Here is a 16,830-nt window from a genome sequence, read left to right as displayed (position 1 = left end):
TGCCAGTGCCGCAAATCCATAGCTGATTTGCGACCTCCTGCAAAACGAAAGCGACTGATAACTCGCCGGCTTGCTTGTCGATTTTGCGACAGGCGTTGGCGCTGGCAAGCCGTTTCGCCTAGGGTGCATGGCTACGATCCGGCGAGGTGCTGCGACAGGCGGCCAAACGTGTTTCAAGGATGACGGCGATGACAGAAAACCTCGTGACCGATCAGGAAGCGTCGAATGCGCGGCGCGGGCGCGGCGCAAGCGGTGGGGCAGCGGCCCGGCGTGCGGCCCGCTCCGGCGGCGGCCCCGGCACCCAGCTCACCTATATCAAGCGCAAGATCAACGTTTATGAGGTCCTCAACGAGGAGGGGCTGGCGCTTATCGAGAAGAACGCCGACACGGTGCTCGAGGAGATCGGCATCGAGTTCCGCGACGACGCCGAAGCGCTCCAGCTGTGGAAAGAGGCCGGCTGCGACGTCAAGGGCGAGCGCGTCCATTTTCCCAAGGGCCTGTGCCGCTCGCTGCTGAAGACCGCTCCGTCCGTCTACACCCAGCACGCGCGCAATTCGGAGCGTTCGGTGCAGATCGGCGGCAACGCCACCGTCTTCGCACCCGTCTACGGCCCACCCTTCGTCCGCGATCTCGACGGCAACCGCCGCTATGCGACGATCGAGGATTTCCGCAATTTCGTGAAGCTCGCCTATATGGCGCCGTCGATCCACCACTCGGGCGGCACGGTGTGCGAGCCGGTCGACGTGCCGGTGAACAAGCGCCACCTCGACATGATCTACAGCCACATCAAATATTCCGACAAGCCGTTCATGGGCTCGGTCACGGCACCGGAACGTGCGGAAGACACAATCGCCATGGCCAAGATCGTGTTTGGCGACGACTTCGTCGAAAACAACACGGTGCTGACCAGCCTGATTAACGCCAATTCGCCGATGGTCTTCGACGAAACCATGCTGGGTGCGCTGAAGGTCTACGCGCGCCACAACCAGGCCTGCATCGTCACGCCGTTCATCCTGGCCGGCGCGATGAGCCCGGTGACAGTTGCCGGTACGCTGACCCAGGTCCTGGCCGAGGTGCTGGCCGGCGCATCCTTCACCCAGCTGATCCGTCCGGGCGCACCGGTGCTGTTCGGCACCTTCGCCTCGTCGATCTCGATGCAGTCGGGCGCGCCGACCTTCGGCACGCCTGAGCCGTCGCTGGTGTCTTACGGGGCCGCACAGCTCGCCCGCCGTCTCGGTCTGCCGTTCCGTACCGGCGGCTCGCTTTGCGCCTCCAAGGTGCCGGATGCACAGGCGGCGTATGAAAGCGCGAACACGCTGAATTCGACCATCCTGGCCGGCACCAATTTCGTGCTGCACTCGGCCGGCTGGCTCGAAGGCGGCCTCGCCTCCTGCTACGAGAAGTTCATGATGGACATCGACCAGCTCGGCATGACGCAGAGATTGTCCGAAGGCGTCGACCTCTCGGAAAACGGCCAGGCGATGGATGCCATCCGCCAGGTCGGCCCCGGCAGCCACTATCTGGGCTGCGACCACACCCAGGCAAACTTCCAGACGGCGTTCTACCGCTCCAGCATCGCCGACAACAATTCCTACGAGCAGTGGCTTGCAGAGGGGCAGAAGACCGCGCCACAGCGCGCCAACGACCTCGCCCGCCGCTGGCTGGAAAGCTACGAGGCGCCGTATCTCGACCCAAGCATCGATGACGGCCTGAAGGACTTCATCGGTGCCAAGAAGGCGTCGATGCCCGACGCCTTCACGTGAAAGGAGCCCGTTTCAGGCGGGGCTAAAGTCGCCAGCATCATTCACAAGGAAGTCTGGCGGAGCGCATTCTCCGATCCGGGCAAGAAAGGATGACGCTTGTCTCCCCGTCTGGTTGACGACATTGCCGCCGCGCTGGCTGAGCATGGTCTCATGCCGCGCGGCGGTTTTGTTCTCGGCGCGGGCGATGCCACACCGGCCGGACCGGCAGGCAGGCCCGCGCGGTCGGTGTTGCTGGTGGGACAAGCGGGCGCTGCGCCGTGGCCGCATTTCCAGAGGTGGCTCAAACGGCAGCCAACAGATCTTGAGGAACCGCTCGATACCTGGTCGCGCGAGATCGTCGGCGGGGTAGCAGCAGAGTTCGGGGCGCGGGCGGCGTCGCCGTCGGACAAGCCTTATCTGCCTTTCCAGCAATGGGCGATGCGTGCCGAGGGACTGAAGTCATCGCCGCTTGGGATACTGATGCATCCCGAATACGGGCTGTGGCATGCCTATCGCGGCGCCTTGCTGTTCGATGTCGAGATCGAGATGCAGGGACCTCCCGAACAGATTCATCTTTGCGATCTATGCATCGGAAAACCCTGCCTTAAATCCTGTCCGGTCGGTGCCTATTCCGAGGCCGGTTTCGCGCATCAAGCTTGCCTCGCGCATGTGCGCGGCCCGATGGGCGCACCGTGCCGAACCGGCGGCTGCCTCGACCGCAATGCCTGCCCGCAGGGCTTGGCCTTTAGATATCCCAGTCAGGTCCAGGCCTTTCATATGAAGAGCTTCGGCGGATTCTGAAGCAGTTCGGCCTGGTACAAGCGCCGCCGAGCGTTGTCTAATTGACCCAAAAGGGCTTCCGGCCTATTCATCAAGTCATCCGATGACTTGATGAATAGGCGCCAACCATGCGGCCAGCCAGCCGGACCAACCTGACCGACAGTGCGGGCGAAAGCCTGCGCAGCGAAATCGTCGGCGGACGGTGGAACGTCGGTGAACGCATTCCCAACGAGGCGGCGCTTGCCGAACTGCTGACGGTCAGCCGTGGCACGGTGCGCGAGGCGGTGAGGGCGCTGGTCTCGCAAGGGCTCCTGGAGACGCGACAGGGCTCCGGTACCTATGTTCGCTCGACCGTCGACCCGTCAGCCGCACTCCGTCGCATGAAGCGCGCTGGGCTGCGAGATCAATGGGAGGCACGGGCGGCGCTAGACGTCGAGGCCGCCCGGCTTGCCGCGCTACGCCATACGCCGGCGGACGTCGTGAAAATGCGGCGCCTGCTGCAAGCGAGGGGCACGGCGGCCGATGGCGGGCACGAGGCTTTCATCCGCCGAGACATCGCGTTCCACAAATCCGTGGTCGAGGCTTCCGGCAACAAGGCGATGATCGAACTCTACGACTTCTTCACCGGTGCCATCGCCGAGACCATCCAGGCGACTCTTGGCGGCGATTTGCCGGAGCCCGACGGTCCCGCGCACGAGGCCATCGTCGACGCGGTTGCGTCAGGCGATCCGGAACGCGCGGCCGCTGCCATCCGCGCCTTCGTCGCACCGGTGCTTCTCGAACTCGACAGGCTGCTTGCGCAATGAACCAGAATTTTCGCCCCGGCGATCTGCAAGACAAACGGATCGAAACCGTCAACGGCCTCGATGACCAGCTTGTCGACGCCGAGGTCGACAGCCTGCCCAAGCCGCAACCGCCTGTGCTGCGCAGCCGCACAGGCCAGATCGTGCTTGGTGCCAGCCTCGTGCTGATCGCCTTCAACCTCAGGCCGCTGTTTTCGAGCCTGTCGGTCCTGTTGCCCGAAGTGATGCAGGAAACCGGACTTTCGACGACCGGTGCAAGCCTGCTGACGACTCTGCCCGTGTTGTGCCTCGGACTGTTTGCGCCCTTTGCGCCCAAATTGGCCCAGCGCTACGGGGCCGAACGCACGCTGCTCGGCGCGCTCGCGGTGTTGGCGTTCGGTACCGGGTTGCGATGGTTCGGCTCCGTTCCGCTGCTTTTCCTTGCCACCTTCCTCGCCGGTGGTGCCATTGCCATCGGCAATGTGTTGCTGCCGGGGCTGGTGAAACGCGACTTCGCCAACAAGGCCGCAATGATGACCGGGCTCTATACCATGGCCTTGTGTGCCGGTTCGGCCGCAGCTGCCGGCCTCACGCTGCCGATCGAGCGCCTGATCACCGGTTCATGGTCGGGTGCGCTTGCCGCCTGGGCCGTGCCCACGCTGATCGTGCTGGCGATCTGGGCACCGCAGGCGCTCAGCGCCGGCAAGCAGTCCAGCCACAGCGGTTACCGCGTCGTCGGATTGTGGCGCGATCGCCTGGCCTGGCAGGTCACGCTGTTCATGGGGCTGCAGTCGGCTCTCGCCTACTGCGTCTTCGGCTGGCTGGCGCCGATCCTGCGCGAGCGCGGCTTCGACGCCACGACCGCCGGAGCGATCGTCTCGGTCTCGGTGATGGCGCAGGTTGTCACCTGCCTTGCCGTTCCGTCCTTTGCCGTGCGGCGCAAGGACCAGCGCGGCGTCAACGTGGTGCTCGTTATTGCTGCCGTAGTCGCGCTGCTGGGCATCCTGTTCGCACCGACGTCGACCGTGCTGTTCTGGGCGATCCTGCAGGGCATCGGCCAAGGCGGCCTGATCGCGGCGGCGATGACGCTGATCGTGCTGCGCTCGCCGGATTCGCATGTCGCGGCGCATCTTTCCGGCATGGCGCAGGGCGTCGGCTATGTGCTGGCAGCAGTCGGGCCGCTGCTGGTCGGCCTGATCCGCGGGTGGACCGGTAGCTTTTCGGCGTCGGCGTTTCTGTTCGTGGCGCTGGGCGTCGGCGCTGCCGCGATGGGGCTCGGTGCCGGCCGCACGCTGCATGTTCGCGCAAGGACGGTCCGCATCGAGGGGCAGGGCTGATCCAGCCCGCGCTGGAACGTTGCCTTTGCAGCCAACCCCTTAGCGATTGGCTGCAAAGGCAACGCCCGCATGAACTTCCAACTTTGCCATCCCGGCGGGTTCGGCTATCAGGCACGGGATACAGCTTTCGCGGTCAGTTTGGTCGCGCGCCGATCGATCTGGAAAGTCCGAAATGCAATTCTTTGATGTCGTGGTGATCGGCGCCGGCGCCGCGGGCATGATGTGCGCGCTTGAGGCGGGCAAGCGTGGCCGTTCGGTGTTGATCCTCGACCATGCTCGAGCACCAGGCGAAAAGATCCGCATCTCGGGTGGCGGGCGCTGCAACTTCACCAACATCCATGCCAGCCCGAAGAATTTCCTGTCGCAGAACCCGTATTTCTGCATCTCTGCGCTCAGCCGCTACACCCAGCGCAATTTCATCTCGCTGGTCGCGCGCCATGGCATTGCCTACCACGAGAAGACATTGGGACAGCTGTTCTGCGACGGCTCGGCGCGCCAGATCATCAACATGCTGGTCGAGGAAATGCGGGAAAGCGGCGTCGAACTGCGCCTGTCGACCGTTGTCGAGGAGGTCTGCAAGACTGCTGGCGGCTTCGAACTGGCTCTTTCCAACGGCCGCGTCGGTTGCAGTTCGCTTGTCGTGGCCTGCGGCGGCAAGTCGATCCCCAAGATGGGGGCGACTGGCTTCGGCTATGAGCTTGCGGCGCAATTTGGCTTGCCTGTGGTCGAGACGCGGCCGGCGTTGGTGCCGCTGACCTTCGACGCCAACACTCTGGAAAAGCTGGCGCCGCTGGCCGGCATAGCGGTCGATGCGGATGTCGGATGCGGCAAGACCAGCTTTTCCGAAGCCATGCTCTTCACCCATCGCGGCATCAGCGGGCCGTCGATCCTGCAGATTTCGTCCTATTGGCGCGAGGGCGACGAGATTGCGATCTCGATGCTGCCGGGAACCGATGTCGCCGGCCTGCTGCGCGAAGCCAAGCGCAGCAACGGCCGGCAGGCGGTCCAGACCGTGCTTGCGGCCCATCTGCCCAAGAAACTGGCGCAGGCGATTGCCGAACGCACCGGTCTTGACGGCAATCTCGCCGATTTCAACGATGCGCAGCTCAAGACCGTCGACGCTGCCGTCAACGCCTGGCGCATCAAGCCGGCCGGCTCGGAGGGCTATCGCACGGCGGAGGTGACGCTGGGTGGCGTCGACACCAACGCGCTCGACCAGAAGACGATGCAGGTGAAATCCGTGCCGGGGCTGTTCTTCATCGGCGAGGTGGTCGACGTCACCGGCTGGCTCGGCGGCTACAATTTCCAGTGGGCCTGGTCGTCCGGCTGGGCCGCCGGGCAGGCCGCCTAGAATTATTTTCGCGCCACCCCAAGGATTGCCCCAAAGCTTTCGTCCAACAGGCAAATGATGGCGATGATGCTGGATGAAAGCGAAGCCTCCGACAACGACCTGATCGGACGAGCGCGCAGCGGCGACAGGTTGGCTTTCGGCGAACTCGTCGAGAGGCATTACGGTTTTGTCCATCGCGTTGCCTGGCGCTGGTGCGGCAGCAGGACCGACGCCGAGGACATCGCACAGGAAGTTTGCGCACGGCTTGGCCGCGCCATTCGCGACTATCGCGGCGGCAGTGCCTTCACGACGTGGCTTTACGCCATGACGCTGAATGCCGCCCGCGACATGCAACGCAAGTCCGCGCGGGAGACGGCGAAGACCGCCGCCTACGGAGCCCATGCGCTGGTGGCGGTGAACATCGAGCCGGCCGCCGAGGACCCTGCCGACAGGTTGTGGGCTGCCGTGCGCCAATTGCCCGACAAGCAACGAGATGCCGTCCTGTTGGTCTATGGCGAAGGGCTGTCACATGGTGCCGCCGCCGAAGCGATGGCAATCGCCGAAACCACGGTGTCCTGGCACATCCATGAAGCGAAGAAACGGCTGAAGCAGCTCATGCGCTCGGCCGGGGAAGAGTGACCATGGTCGACGACAACGAACTCGACATGCTCCGCAATATTCCGACGCCGGTGCCGAGCACCGATGCCAAGGCGCGCGCGCTTGCCGCGGCCATGGCTGCATACGACCTGGAAAAAAATCCAACTGCCACCCAAGGATCGGCCAAGACTGATCGTCTCACCGAACGAGCACGAAAGCTCTGGAGAGACGTCATGCAAAAGAAGCTGATTGCAGCGCCGGCCCTGGCCGGTCTCGTTGCCCTGCCGATCGCCGGCTACGCCACGTTCTATCTGATGGAGGGATCGCCGTTCAATTTCGGTGCCGACCAGGAGATCGCGCAGGCGCCCGTCGTGCGCTCGAAAGAGGCACCCGCATCAACGCTCAAGAAGGCTGATGCTGAACGGCGTGAGGCCACGACCGAACTCCTTGCAGCGGCGCCGGCGAAGCCTGAGGCGAAAGCGGCGAGCGAAGAGGCCGTCATGAACGAGGCGGCACCAGTCGGCGGCAGCGCGCCCGCACCGATGGCCGACGCTGTTGCGTCCATGCCTACATTGATGGCACAGCCCCAGATCGCGCCGTCCGATATGCCGATGCCGCCGCAGGCGGAAAACCGCGACCGCGTGCAGGAGTTCAAGACCAATCCGGTTCGCTCCGCCCTCGAAGATCCGGTTTCGACCTTCTCGATCGATGTCGACACCGCTTCCTATTCGTTCGTTCGCCGCTCGCTGAAGGAAGGCCTTCTGCCGCAGGCCGATACGGTGCGTGTCGAGGAGATGATCAATTATTTCCCCTACGACTGGAAGGGCCCGGAGCAGGCGTCAGTGCCGTTCAACACCACCGTCAGCGTCATGCCGACGCCGTGGAACGAGCACACCAAGCTGATGCACGTCGCGATCAAGGGCTATGACGTCAAGCCCGCCGAGCAGCCCAAGGCAAACCTGGTGTTCCTGATCGACGTGTCCGGTTCAATGGACGAGCCGGACAAGCTGCCGCTGCTGCGTTCGGCGTTCCGGCTGTTGGTGGGCAAGCTCAACCCCGACGACACCGTTTCGATCGTCACCTATGCGGGCAATGCAGGTACTGTTCTCGAACCGACCAAGGCGTCGGAACGTGCCAAAATCCTGCAGGCGATTGACACTTTGACGCCAGGTGGCTCGACGGCCGGCGAGGCGGGTATCCGAGAGGCCTATCGGCTCGCTCAGAGCTCCTTCGTCAAGGATGGGGTGAACCGCGTGATGCTGGCCACCGACGGCGACTTCAATGTCGGCCAGAGCGATGACGATGACCTCAAGCGCCTGATCGAGGAGAAGCGCCAGTCGGGCGTGTTCCTGTCGGTGTTCGGCTTCGGCCGCGGCAATCTCAACGACCAAATGATGCAGACCATCGCCCAGAACGGCAACGGCACGGCGGCCTATATCGACACGCTGGCCGAGGCCGAGAAGGTGCTGGTGCAGGATGCATCGTCGACGTTGTTCCCGATCGCCAAGGACGTGAAGATCCAGGTCGAGTTCAACCCGTCCGCGGTCGCGGAATACCGGCTGATCGGCTACGAGACCCGGGCTCTGAACCGCGAAGACTTCAACAACGACCGCGTCGATGCCGGCGAAATCGGCTCCGGCCATTCGGTCACGGCGATCTACGAGATCACGCCCAAGGACAGCCCGGCGTTGGCGATGGACCCGCTGCGCTACGGTCAGGCCGCGACGGGTAGTGGCGGCGTTGTCAACGCCGACGAATATGCCTTCGTCAAGATACGCTACAAGGCGCCCGACGGCGACGTGAGCAAGCTGATCACCACGCCGGTGACCAGGGCGAACGAGGTTTCGAGCTTCGATGCTGCAGGTGCAGACCAGCGCTTCTCGGTGGCAGTTGCGGCCTTCGGGCAGAAGCTGCGCGACGAAGACGCAACGGACAAGTTCGGCTTCGACAGGATCGCCGAGATCGCCTCGGCCGCGCGCGGTGCCGACCCCTATGGCTATCGCGCCGAGTTCCTGTCGCTGGTGCGGCTGGCATCGTCGCTCCAGGGCAGCAAGCCTTAAGGCATCAGGCAAGGGCAGGTGGGCCGGCCGGCGGAAAGGGGGCTTTCCGCCGGCCGTTCTTTTGTGATCTCTAGGCGTCCACCCGAAACGCTGAGGTGGTGGATCGGAGACGACGGATGGCCGACCGGCAACTGGACGAATGGGATATCGCGCATGGCGGCCTGCGGTCGCTGTCGTCGCGCGAGATCAAGGTTTTCTGGGATGGCTATCTCGCCCACCGCAACGATCCCAGGATACGCCATGGCAGCCTTTATTCGCGCTGGCGGCACGTCTCCGACGACCTGGTTGTTTCGCTCTACCTGACCAACCGCAGCGTCGGGCTGTTCGTCAGGGGCCAGCGCGGCGAGGGTTACGCCACCACGGCGAGCCGGCTTTCGGCATTCGAGCCTAGGTTGGGTCAAGCGCTCGGCGTCAGTCTGCGCGGCGAATACGCTCTCTGTTACCTGACCAACCATCCGGTCGCGATGATCGATCCGGCCAACTGGCAACTGGCCTATGCGTGGCTGGAAGGGCAGGAAGAGCACTACGTCAGCGTCCTTAGCGACATGGTTGTTGGCGCTTAGGTGCCAATCGGCGCCGAATTCTGTTCGGCAGCAGGCGTCGTCGCCGGAACAGCAGGCGCGAGCCGTAAGCGACTGAAAATAATTTAAAAATCGACGTCATGATGACCCGGTGAGCGAGCACCTCGCCGGCCGTCTTCGTGCGTTCGCCCATGTCGGTTTCTGAAAAATCATTACGTTCTATCTTGCAAAAGATATATCTTTGAATAGATATGGCGACATGAAGCAAACATCCTGGAGAGGTACTCACATGTTCAATCACCCGAATTTCAATCATCGTTGCCGCGGAGAATGGTCCATGTCGGGCCAGAATGAAGGCGGCAGGGGCGGCGGTCGCCATGGCCGCGGCGGTCCCTTCGGTCGTCATCGCGGCGGCCCGTTCGGCGGCCGCGGCCCGCGCATGTTCGATCCCGGTGCCTTGCGCCTGGTCGTGCTGGGCCTGATCGCCGAGGAGCCGCGCCACGGCTACGACATCATCAAGGCGCTGGAGGCCAAGTTCCAGGGCGCCTACAGCCCGAGCCCCGGTGCGATCTATCCGATGCTGCAGATGCTGGAGGAGGCTGACCTCGTCGTCTCCGTCGCCAACGGCAACAAGAAGCTCTATTCGATCACCGAGCAGGGCAAGGCATATCTCGAGGAGAACGCCGTCGAGTTGGCCAAGATCAATGCCCAGATCGACGAAACGTCGACGCAGGTCAGCGGCGTTGCGCTGGGTGACGAGGTCAAGGCGCTGAACTTCGCCGTATTCAGCCGGCTGCGCAGCGGCTCGCTGACGGCGGCACAGGCCGAGAAGGCGCGCGAGATTCTCAAGAAGGCGCGCCTCGATCTCGAAGACCTCTGAGTCCCGCGAATCCCCGATATGTCATGGCTCCCGCCGTAAAGGCGGGAGTTTCTTTATGCAAAACCCGTCGACAGGCCAGATTTGCGGGCCGTTTCGAACAATTTTAGTCAAAAGCCAATTTGCGCCGGAACCCGATCGCAACGGTCGCCGGCTAATACAGGTGCGGGTGAGCAAGGGGTGGATTGAGAATGCTTGTTGGTCGTGCGATGTCGGGTGCGGTTTCGAATGTTCGCACCGCCGATCCATTGGCGACACCGGCCCGCCCCGAAGCTGCCAACCGCAATAGCGACGTCGCGTCGGACGTCATGGCACAGGCCGCATTGCCTGCCACCAACAGCCATATCTATGTGCCCGCCAAGCCTGTTCAGCAGGCGGCGCCAGTCGCTATGCAAGAGCCGTCGCGTGCCCGCATGAGCGAAGTCGACGACGCCCACCGCACGGCATGGTCGGCGCTCAACAATGAGCGCTTTCGGCTCGCCATGGAAAAGCTGGGCGACGTGCGCACGTCTGATGCGGTGATGTTGATGCGTCCGGTCGAAGGCGCGGGCACCGACGTCAAGTCGGCACTCGCGCGCTACGAAGAAAACAGCTGACGATCGGGTAAGGCTCAGCCGCGGCGGCGACGCTCGCGGCGGCCTTCGCTCGTCTCGGCTGTGTTCGGCGCGGCCAGCTTGTTGCGCATCGGGCCGATGCGCTCGACGATGGCCTCTACGGTCGGACGGACGTCCTTCTTGTGGGCGTCGAGCGCCTTGCGCATCGCTGCTAGGTGCTCGAACGAGGTGCCGCAGCAGCCGCCGATGATCCTGGCGCCGCCATCGATCGCAAGGCGGACATAGTCGGACATCAGTTCCGGCGTGCCCGAATAATGAATCTCGGTACCGCGGAATTCCGGGATGCCGCAATTGCCCTTGACGATGATGGTGGCATCCGGCTTGGCCTCGCTCATGTCGAGCAGCGAGGCAAGGATGTCGGATGCGCCAACGCCGCAATTGGCGCCAACGCCAAGCGGCGCCTCTGCCAGACCGTCGACGACGCCATGGATGTCCTTGGGCAGCAGGCCCATCATGGTACGGCCGGCGGTGTCGAACGAGCCGGTGTAGGTGTAGGGCAGGCCGACGCGGATGGCCGCCTCGGCGGCAGCACGGATCTCGTCCGGGGCCGACATCGTCTCGATCCAGGCGACGTCGGCGCCGCCGGCCTTGAGGCCCTCTATCTGTTCGGCGAAGGCGTCGACGGTCTGGTCATAGGTGAGGGCGCCAAGCGGTACCAGCAACTCGCCGGTCGGGCCGACCGAGCCGGCGACGATGACCTTGCGGCCAGCCGTGTCGGCGACGGCACGTGCGATCTCGGCCGCGCGCTTGTTGAGTTCGAAGACGCGGTCCTGGGCGTGGTGCAGCTTCAGGCGATGGCGGGTGCCACCGAAGGAGTTGGTGAGGATGATGTCGGCGCCGGCATCGACGAACTTTTGATGCAGCGTCTCGATCTTCTCGGGCGCGCTCTCGTTCCACAGCTCGGGTGCTTCGCCGGCCTCGAGGCCCATGGCGAACAGGTTTGTGCCGGTCGCGCCATCGGCGAGCAGCACGCCCTTTTCGGCCAGCAGGGCATCGATCGGATTGATCGTCATAGTAGCGACTTTCATATTGGGAGAGTGGATAACGATATAAAGAAGTCTTTATGTCCAGTCAACGTTTGCGTTCGACAAACCGCACTACCGCGCGGCCGTGACTTCGACCTCGATCTCCGTGCAAATGCCGCCGTTGGTGGGATAATGATCGACCGAACAGGCGGTGACCACGAGCAGCAGGTCGCGCTCGGCGCGCAAGGTGACATTGCCGCCGGGCGGATTGATCGAGGCGAAGACATCGATCCGGCCGTCGGGCTGCGGCAGCGAATTCTGGAACAGGTCGACCGGGTCCGGCGTGAAGGGCAGGGCGATACCTTCAGAGGCCAGTGCTTTGTGCAGGTTGTCCTGGCAATTGGGGTGATCGGCAAACCCGGCACGTACGTAAAGCGGGTGGTTGCAGGCGGGATAAAGCATGTCGTGCGGGCCGGGCGATGCGTCCTCGACCAGCGTCAGCAACGGCTCACCCGTCGTGCCGTAGAAGTGTTCGCCAACTTTGGGAAACAGCCGCTCGCCGATGTCGCGGGTATTCGACGTGCTCAGCCAGTCCTTCATGTCTGATGTGAACGCCCAGAGGTCGGCCACCTGCTGGCCCTTGGGGTCGATGATGCGGACAAGGTCGCCGCGCGACACGCGGATGGAACGTCCCGACTGGGCGGGCACGACGATACGATTCTGACCTAGCATGGGATTCCTCGAAATGAGGGAGCACGCTGCCGCAACGAAGCGCGAATTTCAACCGGGGGGCCGGTCAGGCCCAGCCGGCGGGGAAAGACGCGACCGCCAGCCGCCTGGCGAATGCCGCCGTCTCGTGCGCGTTGATGTCGGCCGCGCGGATCAGGTTGTCAAAATGGCGGGTGAGCGTGCGGATCGGATCTGTCGCATACAGCACCAGGTACATGTCGCCGACATAGATCGCCGCCCGGGAATGGCCGAAGATCGTATAGGGCACGGAATAGCGCATGCGTCCGTCATAGAGAAACAGGCGGAAGGTGGGGTAGAGGTCGTCGAGCAGGTCGGCCATGTGGCGAAGCTGCTGCTTGCGGTCGGTCTCGGGGAAGCCTGACCATACGCCCAGCCCGCGGGCAAAGATCTCGAGCGTGTGGCGCGGCATGCAGACCTCCATGTCGGTCTCTGGCCGGCGGTTGTAGTCGATCCGGTACTGGGTTTCCCCGGCCTGGACCTCACGGTTCTTGTTGGAAATGTCGGCCTCGTAGTCGACCAACGCTTCCGTTCTCAGCAGGTCGGGGATGCCGGCGGGCACATATCGGATCTTGGTGCCGGCCGCTTCGGCGTGCCACTTGGCGATCAAGGTGCGTTCAAAGCCGCCGGAGGCTTCCTCGATCTCCAGGCTTTCACGGATCTCGCCGGTGACGCCTTCGTCCTGGCTGAGGCCGAGCAGCCAGTCCAGCGACACCCTGTGCGCCGAGGCGATCGTCAGCAGCGTCTCGGCGCGGGGCAGGCGGATGGTCGCTCCTGAAAGCAGTTGCGACAGTGCGGAACGGTCTATGCCCACCGACGCGGCAAAGGCCGACTGGTTGAGGCCCGAGCGCTGGACGAGCGACTTGAGGCGGTCGCGGAAGACGCCGGATAGATCGCGTTTGTCCATGGCCTAGCCATCTCCGGATTCAAATTGCGCCAGCTGCCATCTCGACCGCTGGAAATAGATTCATCTTTCAGTTTGTTTACTAAGTGTAACATTTGCGGCTTAAGCAGCGCAATGTAAACATTCTGTGCGCATTGTCGCGTTGAAGCGATGCATGATTACTGACAACATTATGTCAGGAATCAACGAGTTCCAGACTTCACAAGGCAGCAGGCATCAGCATGGCAAAGCGGAAACACAAGCGCGGCACGACCACCACGGTCGAATGGCCGACGGTGTTTCTGATCGCTGCCTGCTACGGCGCCTGGCTGGTCGCCGGCTTAGGGATCTGGCCGAGCTATCCGGTTGCGGCCCTTGCGGTGATGGCGCTGGCGGTGGCACTGCAGTCGTCACTGGTGCACGAAGTCCTGCACGGCCACCCGACACGCAACGCGCGCCTCAACGAGGCGCTGGTTTCCCTGCCGATCGGCGTTGTCTGGCCGTACCGCCGGTTCAAGACCATCCATCTGCGCCACCATGCCGACGAGCGCCTGACCGATCCGTTCGACGATCCCGAAAGCTACTACCGCGCGCTGTGGCAACATGACGACCTGCCGGAGGCGATGAAGCTTCTGCTCAGGATCAACAACACCATGGCGGGACGTTTCGTGCTTGGGCCGCTGCTTGCCTGCATCGGTTTCTTCATCGACGACGCCAAGCAGATCGTTGCCGGCGACAAGGCGATCCGCAAGGCATGGCTGCTGCATGCGGCGGGCCTGGCGATTGTCCTGCCGGTGGTGCAATTCGGCTTCGGCGTGCCGTTGTGGCTCTATGTGCTGGTCCCCGTATGGCTCGGCCAGTCGATCATCTCGATCCGCACCTTTGCCGAGCACCAGTGGTCGGAGCATCCGGAGGGGCGCACCATCATCGTTGAGCGTTCGCCGCTGTCGCTGTTGTTCCTCAACAACAACCTGCACTTCGTCCATCACAAGAGCCCGACGGTTGCCTGGTACAAGCTGCCGGAGCTGTTCCGCACCCGTCGCGAGGAATGGCTCAGGATGAACAAGGGTTATGCCTATCCGAATTACCTTTCCCTGGTCCGGGCCTATGCCTTCCGTGCGAAGGAGCCGGTCGTGCATCCGGCTTTGCGCAAGGCGCCGGAGCCGGGCCGGGCATTCGCGCCGCGCGTCAGGGCGCGCAGCGTCCATGGATTGGGTACGGCACCCGTGCCTGCCGAGCCGCCGAAGGAATAACACTCCTGCAGCTTGCCAATTCCCGCATTCGAGCCTGAAATGATGCAATGAGCGACTTCATCGCCGCACTGCCCATGTATGACTGGCCCGAGATGCGCGACGAGGTCGATGCGCAATGGGCCAGGTTACGGACGGCGATCCGCCAGCTTGGCATCGATGCACCGGAAACGCTGGCCCGGCGCAACGCCGACCTGCCGCCGGTTCCCGGCGGCATTCGCAATGCTGGAGGCGAGACCATCGCGCCCGATCCGGCCACGCTTTCGCCTGAAGAACTCGACCTGCCGACGCTGTGGCGGCATCCCAAGCTGCTGTTTGGCCAGACCTGCTGGGGACCGATGGAAACCACAGGCCTCGATGCAGCGGTGCGGGTGACCGGCCAGCCGAATTATGACGGCATCGAGGGCGGTCGCGGCGAACTCTATTCCAGCGCCATCGTCGTGCGGCGCGGATCGGTGACAGCCGACCATGCGCATGCGCCCGATGGCGATGTGCCGCTCATCCCTCTCGACCTGATCCGCGACAAGCGCTTTGCCTTCAACAGCCACGACTCCATGTCGGGTTTCATCGGCATTTCACGCGACCTTGCCGGTTTGGGCGAAGGCTTGCGGATATTCTCCGATCGGATCGAAAGCGGCGGGCATCGCAACTCGATCGTCGCGGTCGCCGAAGGCCGGGCAGATGTCGCGGCCATCGACTGCCAGAGCTGGGCCCTGGCGCAGCGCTTCGAGCCGGCAGCAGGGGACGTGATGGTGGTTGGTTGGACCGCCAAGCGCAAGGGCTTGCCGTTCATCACCTCGAGATCGACGCCGGAGGGCGTGGCCATGCTGATCGGACAGATTGCGGCAGCACGCGGTTAGCTCAGCCTGCGAGCAGCCGCTGATCGAGCGGATAGCTCGAAAGCTGCTCGTATCCGCTCTCGGTGATCAGGATCTGCTCTTCGATCTTGACGCCCTCGTGTCCGCCAAGGCGGCCGATGTAGCTTTCGACGCAGACCACCATTCCCGGCTCCAGCACGCCATCGGGCGTATCCGCCGTCCAGTCCGTGGCATGGGGCAGGGTTGGATACTCGTCGGCCAGTCCGACGCCGTGGAACAGCACGCCGTAGCGCGCCGGGAAACAGTCTGCCGGCGGTACGGCTGCACGTTCAACCAGTTCGCGGAAGCCGATGCCGGGCTTCAGGAGCGCGGTGTTGTAGGCGATCTGGTCGGCGGCGATCCTGTAGAGGTCGCGCTGCTCGTTGGTGGGCTGCCCATCGCCACACAGCCAGGTGCGCGACAGGTCGGCGCAGAAGCCATAGGGACCGATCAGGTCTGTGTCGAAAGCGATGAGATCGCCTGCCTCGACAATGCGCGAAGAACACTCCTGGAACCAGGGATTGGTGCGCGGGCCCGACGACAAGAGCCGGGTCTCGATCCATTCGCCGCCGCGGGCGATGTTGCCGCGGTGCAGTTCGGCCCAGAGCTCATTCTCTGAAATGCCGGGACGGAGCGCGGCTTCCATCTCGGCCATCGCTGCCTCGCAGGCGACGATCGAGCGGCGCATGCACAGGATTTCGTCGGGAGACTTGATCAGGCGCGCGCTTTCCATCACCGCCTCGCCATTGCCGACTGATATGCCAAACCGGGCAAGTGCGTCGACGCCCTCATGGTCGAGATGGTCGACTGCGATGCGGCTGTTGCCGCCGCCATGTTCGCGAATGATATCGGCGATACCCTGCGCCCAGCGCTCGACCTTCATCTCGGTCAGTTCGCCGGCGTAGAGGTACATCCACGACACGGCCGGGCGAACTTCGTCGACCACGCCGGAATGATCGGACAGGTGCTCGCAGGAAAAATAGTCGAACAGGACCACTGGTCCTTCGGCCGCCACGAAACAGTGGCGGGTCGGATTGTGCGCGACCCACAGCTGCATGTTGGTGCTGTCGGTGGCATAGCGGATGTTGACCGGATCGTAGAGCAGGGCGCCAGTGTAGCCGCGCCGCTTGAGTTCGGCGCGGATGCGCTCGAGCCGGTACTTGCGCATGGCCGGCAGGTCGGGTGCCGCGATGCCGGCTGCCGCCCATTCGGCTTCCGCGACAGCGCCGTAGCCAAGCACATGGCTGTTCAGGCCCGCTGCCTTGGTGCGGGCCTGGTCGCGCAACTCTTCCGTCGAGCACGAGCCGGGCTCGAACGGCATGATCTTGCGGTGGCGGCCGAAGCTGCCTTTTGCCGGGGTGTCCATCAGCGGCGACCTGCAGATGGCCGAGGTTGACGTTTCTTCGCGCCCCCCTCTGTCCTGCAGGACATCTCCCCCTCAAGGGGGGAGATCAGCCGCGGAGACCTTGGCGCTTGTGTGGGAAGGGT

The 16,830-nt window shown here is 63.8% G+C and carries 16 protein-coding genes; 12 read left to right on the top strand and 4 right to left on the bottom strand.

The window, feature by feature from the left end:
* The first annotated feature begins 188 nt into the window (after positions 1-188).
* The 10 genes from WHT83_RS18840 to WHT83_RS18795 all read left to right on the top strand — a co-directional run bounded on the left by WHT83_RS18840 (position 189) and on the right by WHT83_RS18795 (position 10,622).
* Complete coding sequence (locus tag WHT83_RS18840) at positions 189-1,763, top strand: trimethylamine methyltransferase family protein (RefSeq protein ID WP_318761363.1); 1,575 nt, start codon at positions 189-191, stop codon at positions 1,761-1,763.
* Between the two features lie 150 nt (positions 1,764-1,913).
* Positions 1,914-2,543 (top strand): hypothetical protein, encoded by a 630-nt coding sequence (locus tag WHT83_RS18835; protein WP_406874012.1) that lies wholly within the window; start codon positions 1,914-1,916, stop codon positions 2,541-2,543.
* A gap of 107 nt (positions 2,544-2,650) precedes the next feature.
* Complete coding sequence (locus WHT83_RS18830; protein WP_406872047.1) at positions 2,651-3,328, top strand: FadR/GntR family transcriptional regulator; 678 nt, start codon at positions 2,651-2,653, stop codon at positions 3,326-3,328.
* Complete coding sequence (locus WHT83_RS18825; RefSeq protein ID WP_406872046.1) at positions 3,325-4,641, top strand: CynX/NimT family MFS transporter; 1,317 nt, start codon at positions 3,325-3,327, stop codon at positions 4,639-4,641. The genes WHT83_RS18830 and WHT83_RS18825 overlap by 4 nt, the downstream gene beginning before the upstream one ends.
* Positions 4,642-4,813: 172 nt before the next feature.
* Positions 4,814-5,992, top strand: a complete 1,179-nt coding sequence (locus WHT83_RS18820) for an NAD(P)/FAD-dependent oxidoreductase (protein WP_406872045.1) — start codon at positions 4,814-4,816, stop codon at positions 5,990-5,992.
* Positions 5,993-6,049: 57 nt separating this feature from the next.
* Positions 6,050-6,610, top strand: a complete 561-nt coding sequence (locus tag WHT83_RS18815; RefSeq protein ID WP_406872044.1) for an RNA polymerase sigma factor — start codon at positions 6,050-6,052, stop codon at positions 6,608-6,610.
* 2 nt (positions 6,611-6,612) lie between these two features.
* Positions 6,613-8,628: a vWA domain-containing protein gene (locus WHT83_RS18810; RefSeq protein WP_406872043.1), complete on the top strand. Its 2,016-nt coding sequence runs from the start codon at positions 6,613-6,615 to the stop codon at positions 8,626-8,628.
* 116 nt (positions 8,629-8,744) lie between these two features.
* Positions 8,745-9,191, top strand: a complete 447-nt coding sequence (locus WHT83_RS18805; RefSeq protein WP_406872042.1) for a hypothetical protein — start codon at positions 8,745-8,747, stop codon at positions 9,189-9,191.
* 295 nt (positions 9,192-9,486) lie between these two features.
* Positions 9,487-10,029: a PadR family transcriptional regulator gene (locus WHT83_RS18800; protein ID WP_406872041.1), complete on the top strand. Its 543-nt coding sequence runs from the start codon at positions 9,487-9,489 to the stop codon at positions 10,027-10,029.
* Between the two features lie 188 nt (positions 10,030-10,217).
* Positions 10,218-10,622, top strand: coding sequence for a hypothetical protein (locus WHT83_RS18795; RefSeq protein WP_406872040.1), 405 nt, complete (start codon positions 10,218-10,220; stop codon positions 10,620-10,622).
* A gap of 14 nt (positions 10,623-10,636) precedes the next feature.
* Here WHT83_RS18795 and bmt read toward each other — a convergent pair whose 3' ends face one another.
* The 3 genes from bmt to WHT83_RS18780 all read right to left on the bottom strand — a co-directional run bounded on the left by bmt (position 10,637) and on the right by WHT83_RS18780 (position 13,259).
* A complete protein-coding gene (gene bmt, locus WHT83_RS18790; protein WP_406872039.1) occupies positions 10,637-11,653 on the bottom strand; it encodes a betaine--homocysteine S-methyltransferase in 1,017 nt (338 codons plus the stop codon).
* Between the two features lie 84 nt (positions 11,654-11,737).
* A complete protein-coding gene (locus WHT83_RS18785; RefSeq protein ID WP_406872038.1) occupies positions 11,738-12,337 on the bottom strand; it encodes a DUF1989 domain-containing protein in 600 nt (199 codons plus the stop codon).
* A 64-nt stretch (positions 12,338-12,401) separates the two neighbouring features.
* On the bottom strand, positions 12,402-13,259 hold the full coding sequence (locus WHT83_RS18780; RefSeq protein WP_108607808.1) for a helix-turn-helix domain-containing protein: 858 nt from the start codon (positions 13,257-13,259) through the stop codon (positions 12,402-12,404).
* Positions 13,260-13,477: 218 nt separating this feature from the next.
* Between WHT83_RS18780 and WHT83_RS18775 the strand changes: the two genes are divergently transcribed.
* Both WHT83_RS18775 and WHT83_RS18770 read left to right on the top strand, forming a co-directional pair.
* Positions 13,478-14,488 carry a fatty acid desaturase gene (locus WHT83_RS18775; protein ID WP_406872037.1) on the top strand — a complete coding sequence of 337 codons (1,011 nt, stop codon included), beginning with the start codon at positions 13,478-13,480 and terminating at the stop codon, positions 14,486-14,488.
* Positions 14,489-14,535: 47 nt separating this feature from the next.
* A complete protein-coding gene (locus tag WHT83_RS18770; protein WP_406872036.1) occupies positions 14,536-15,345 on the top strand; it encodes a phosphate/phosphite/phosphonate ABC transporter substrate-binding protein in 810 nt (269 codons plus the stop codon).
* Position 15,346: 1 nt separating this feature from the next.
* Here WHT83_RS18770 and WHT83_RS18765 read toward each other — a convergent pair whose 3' ends face one another.
* Positions 15,347-16,708: a M24 family metallopeptidase gene (locus WHT83_RS18765; protein ID WP_406872035.1), complete on the bottom strand. Its 1,362-nt coding sequence runs from the start codon at positions 16,706-16,708 to the stop codon at positions 15,347-15,349.
* Positions 16,709-16,830 lie beyond the last annotated feature (122 nt).

Source organism: Aminobacter sp. P9b (assembly GCF_045345995.1).
GTDB classification, from domain to species: domain Bacteria; phylum Pseudomonadota; class Alphaproteobacteria; order Rhizobiales; family Rhizobiaceae; genus Aminobacter; species Aminobacter niigataensis.
This window is presented reverse-complemented; position numbering and strand designations above follow the sequence as displayed.

What these genes read in the sequence shown, in the direction of transcription:
- WHT83_RS18840 (WP_318761363.1), top strand. Translation starts at nt 189, where the DNA reads ATGACAGAAAACCTCGTGACCGATCAGGAAGCGTCGAATGCGCGGCGC.
- WHT83_RS18835 (WP_406874012.1), top strand. Translation starts at nt 1,914, where the DNA reads ATGCCGCGCGGCGGTTTTGTTCTCGGCGCGGGCGATGCCACACCGGCC.
- WHT83_RS18830 (WP_406872047.1), top strand. Translation starts at nt 2,651, where the DNA reads ATGCGGCCAGCCAGCCGGACCAACCTGACCGACAGTGCGGGCGAAAGC.
- WHT83_RS18825 (WP_406872046.1), top strand. Translation starts at nt 3,325, where the DNA reads ATGAACCAGAATTTTCGCCCCGGCGATCTGCAAGACAAACGGATCGAA.
- WHT83_RS18820 (WP_406872045.1), top strand. Translation starts at nt 4,814, where the DNA reads ATGCAATTCTTTGATGTCGTGGTGATCGGCGCCGGCGCCGCGGGCATG.
- WHT83_RS18815 (WP_406872044.1), top strand. Translation starts at nt 6,050, where the DNA reads ATGGCGATGATGCTGGATGAAAGCGAAGCCTCCGACAACGACCTGATC.
- WHT83_RS18810 (WP_406872043.1), top strand. Translation starts at nt 6,613, where the DNA reads ATGGTCGACGACAACGAACTCGACATGCTCCGCAATATTCCGACGCCG.
- WHT83_RS18805 (WP_406872042.1), top strand. Translation starts at nt 8,745, where the DNA reads ATGGCCGACCGGCAACTGGACGAATGGGATATCGCGCATGGCGGCCTG.
- WHT83_RS18800 (WP_406872041.1), top strand. Translation starts at nt 9,487, where the DNA reads ATGTCGGGCCAGAATGAAGGCGGCAGGGGCGGCGGTCGCCATGGCCGC.
- WHT83_RS18795 (WP_406872040.1), top strand. Translation starts at nt 10,218, where the DNA reads ATGCTTGTTGGTCGTGCGATGTCGGGTGCGGTTTCGAATGTTCGCACC.
- bmt (WP_406872039.1), bottom strand. Translation starts at nt 11,653, where the DNA reads ATGACGATCAATCCGATCGATGCCCTGCTGGCCGAAAAGGGCGTGCTG.
- WHT83_RS18785 (WP_406872038.1), bottom strand. Translation starts at nt 12,337, where the DNA reads ATGCTAGGTCAGAATCGTATCGTCGTGCCCGCCCAGTCGGGACGTTCC.
- WHT83_RS18780 (WP_108607808.1), bottom strand. Translation starts at nt 13,259, where the DNA reads ATGGACAAACGCGATCTATCCGGCGTCTTCCGCGACCGCCTCAAGTCG.
- WHT83_RS18775 (WP_406872037.1), top strand. Translation starts at nt 13,478, where the DNA reads ATGGCAAAGCGGAAACACAAGCGCGGCACGACCACCACGGTCGAATGG.
- WHT83_RS18770 (WP_406872036.1), top strand. Translation starts at nt 14,536, where the DNA reads ATGAGCGACTTCATCGCCGCACTGCCCATGTATGACTGGCCCGAGATG.
- WHT83_RS18765 (WP_406872035.1), bottom strand. Translation starts at nt 16,708, where the DNA reads ATGGACACCCCGGCAAAAGGCAGCTTCGGCCGCCACCGCAAGATCATG.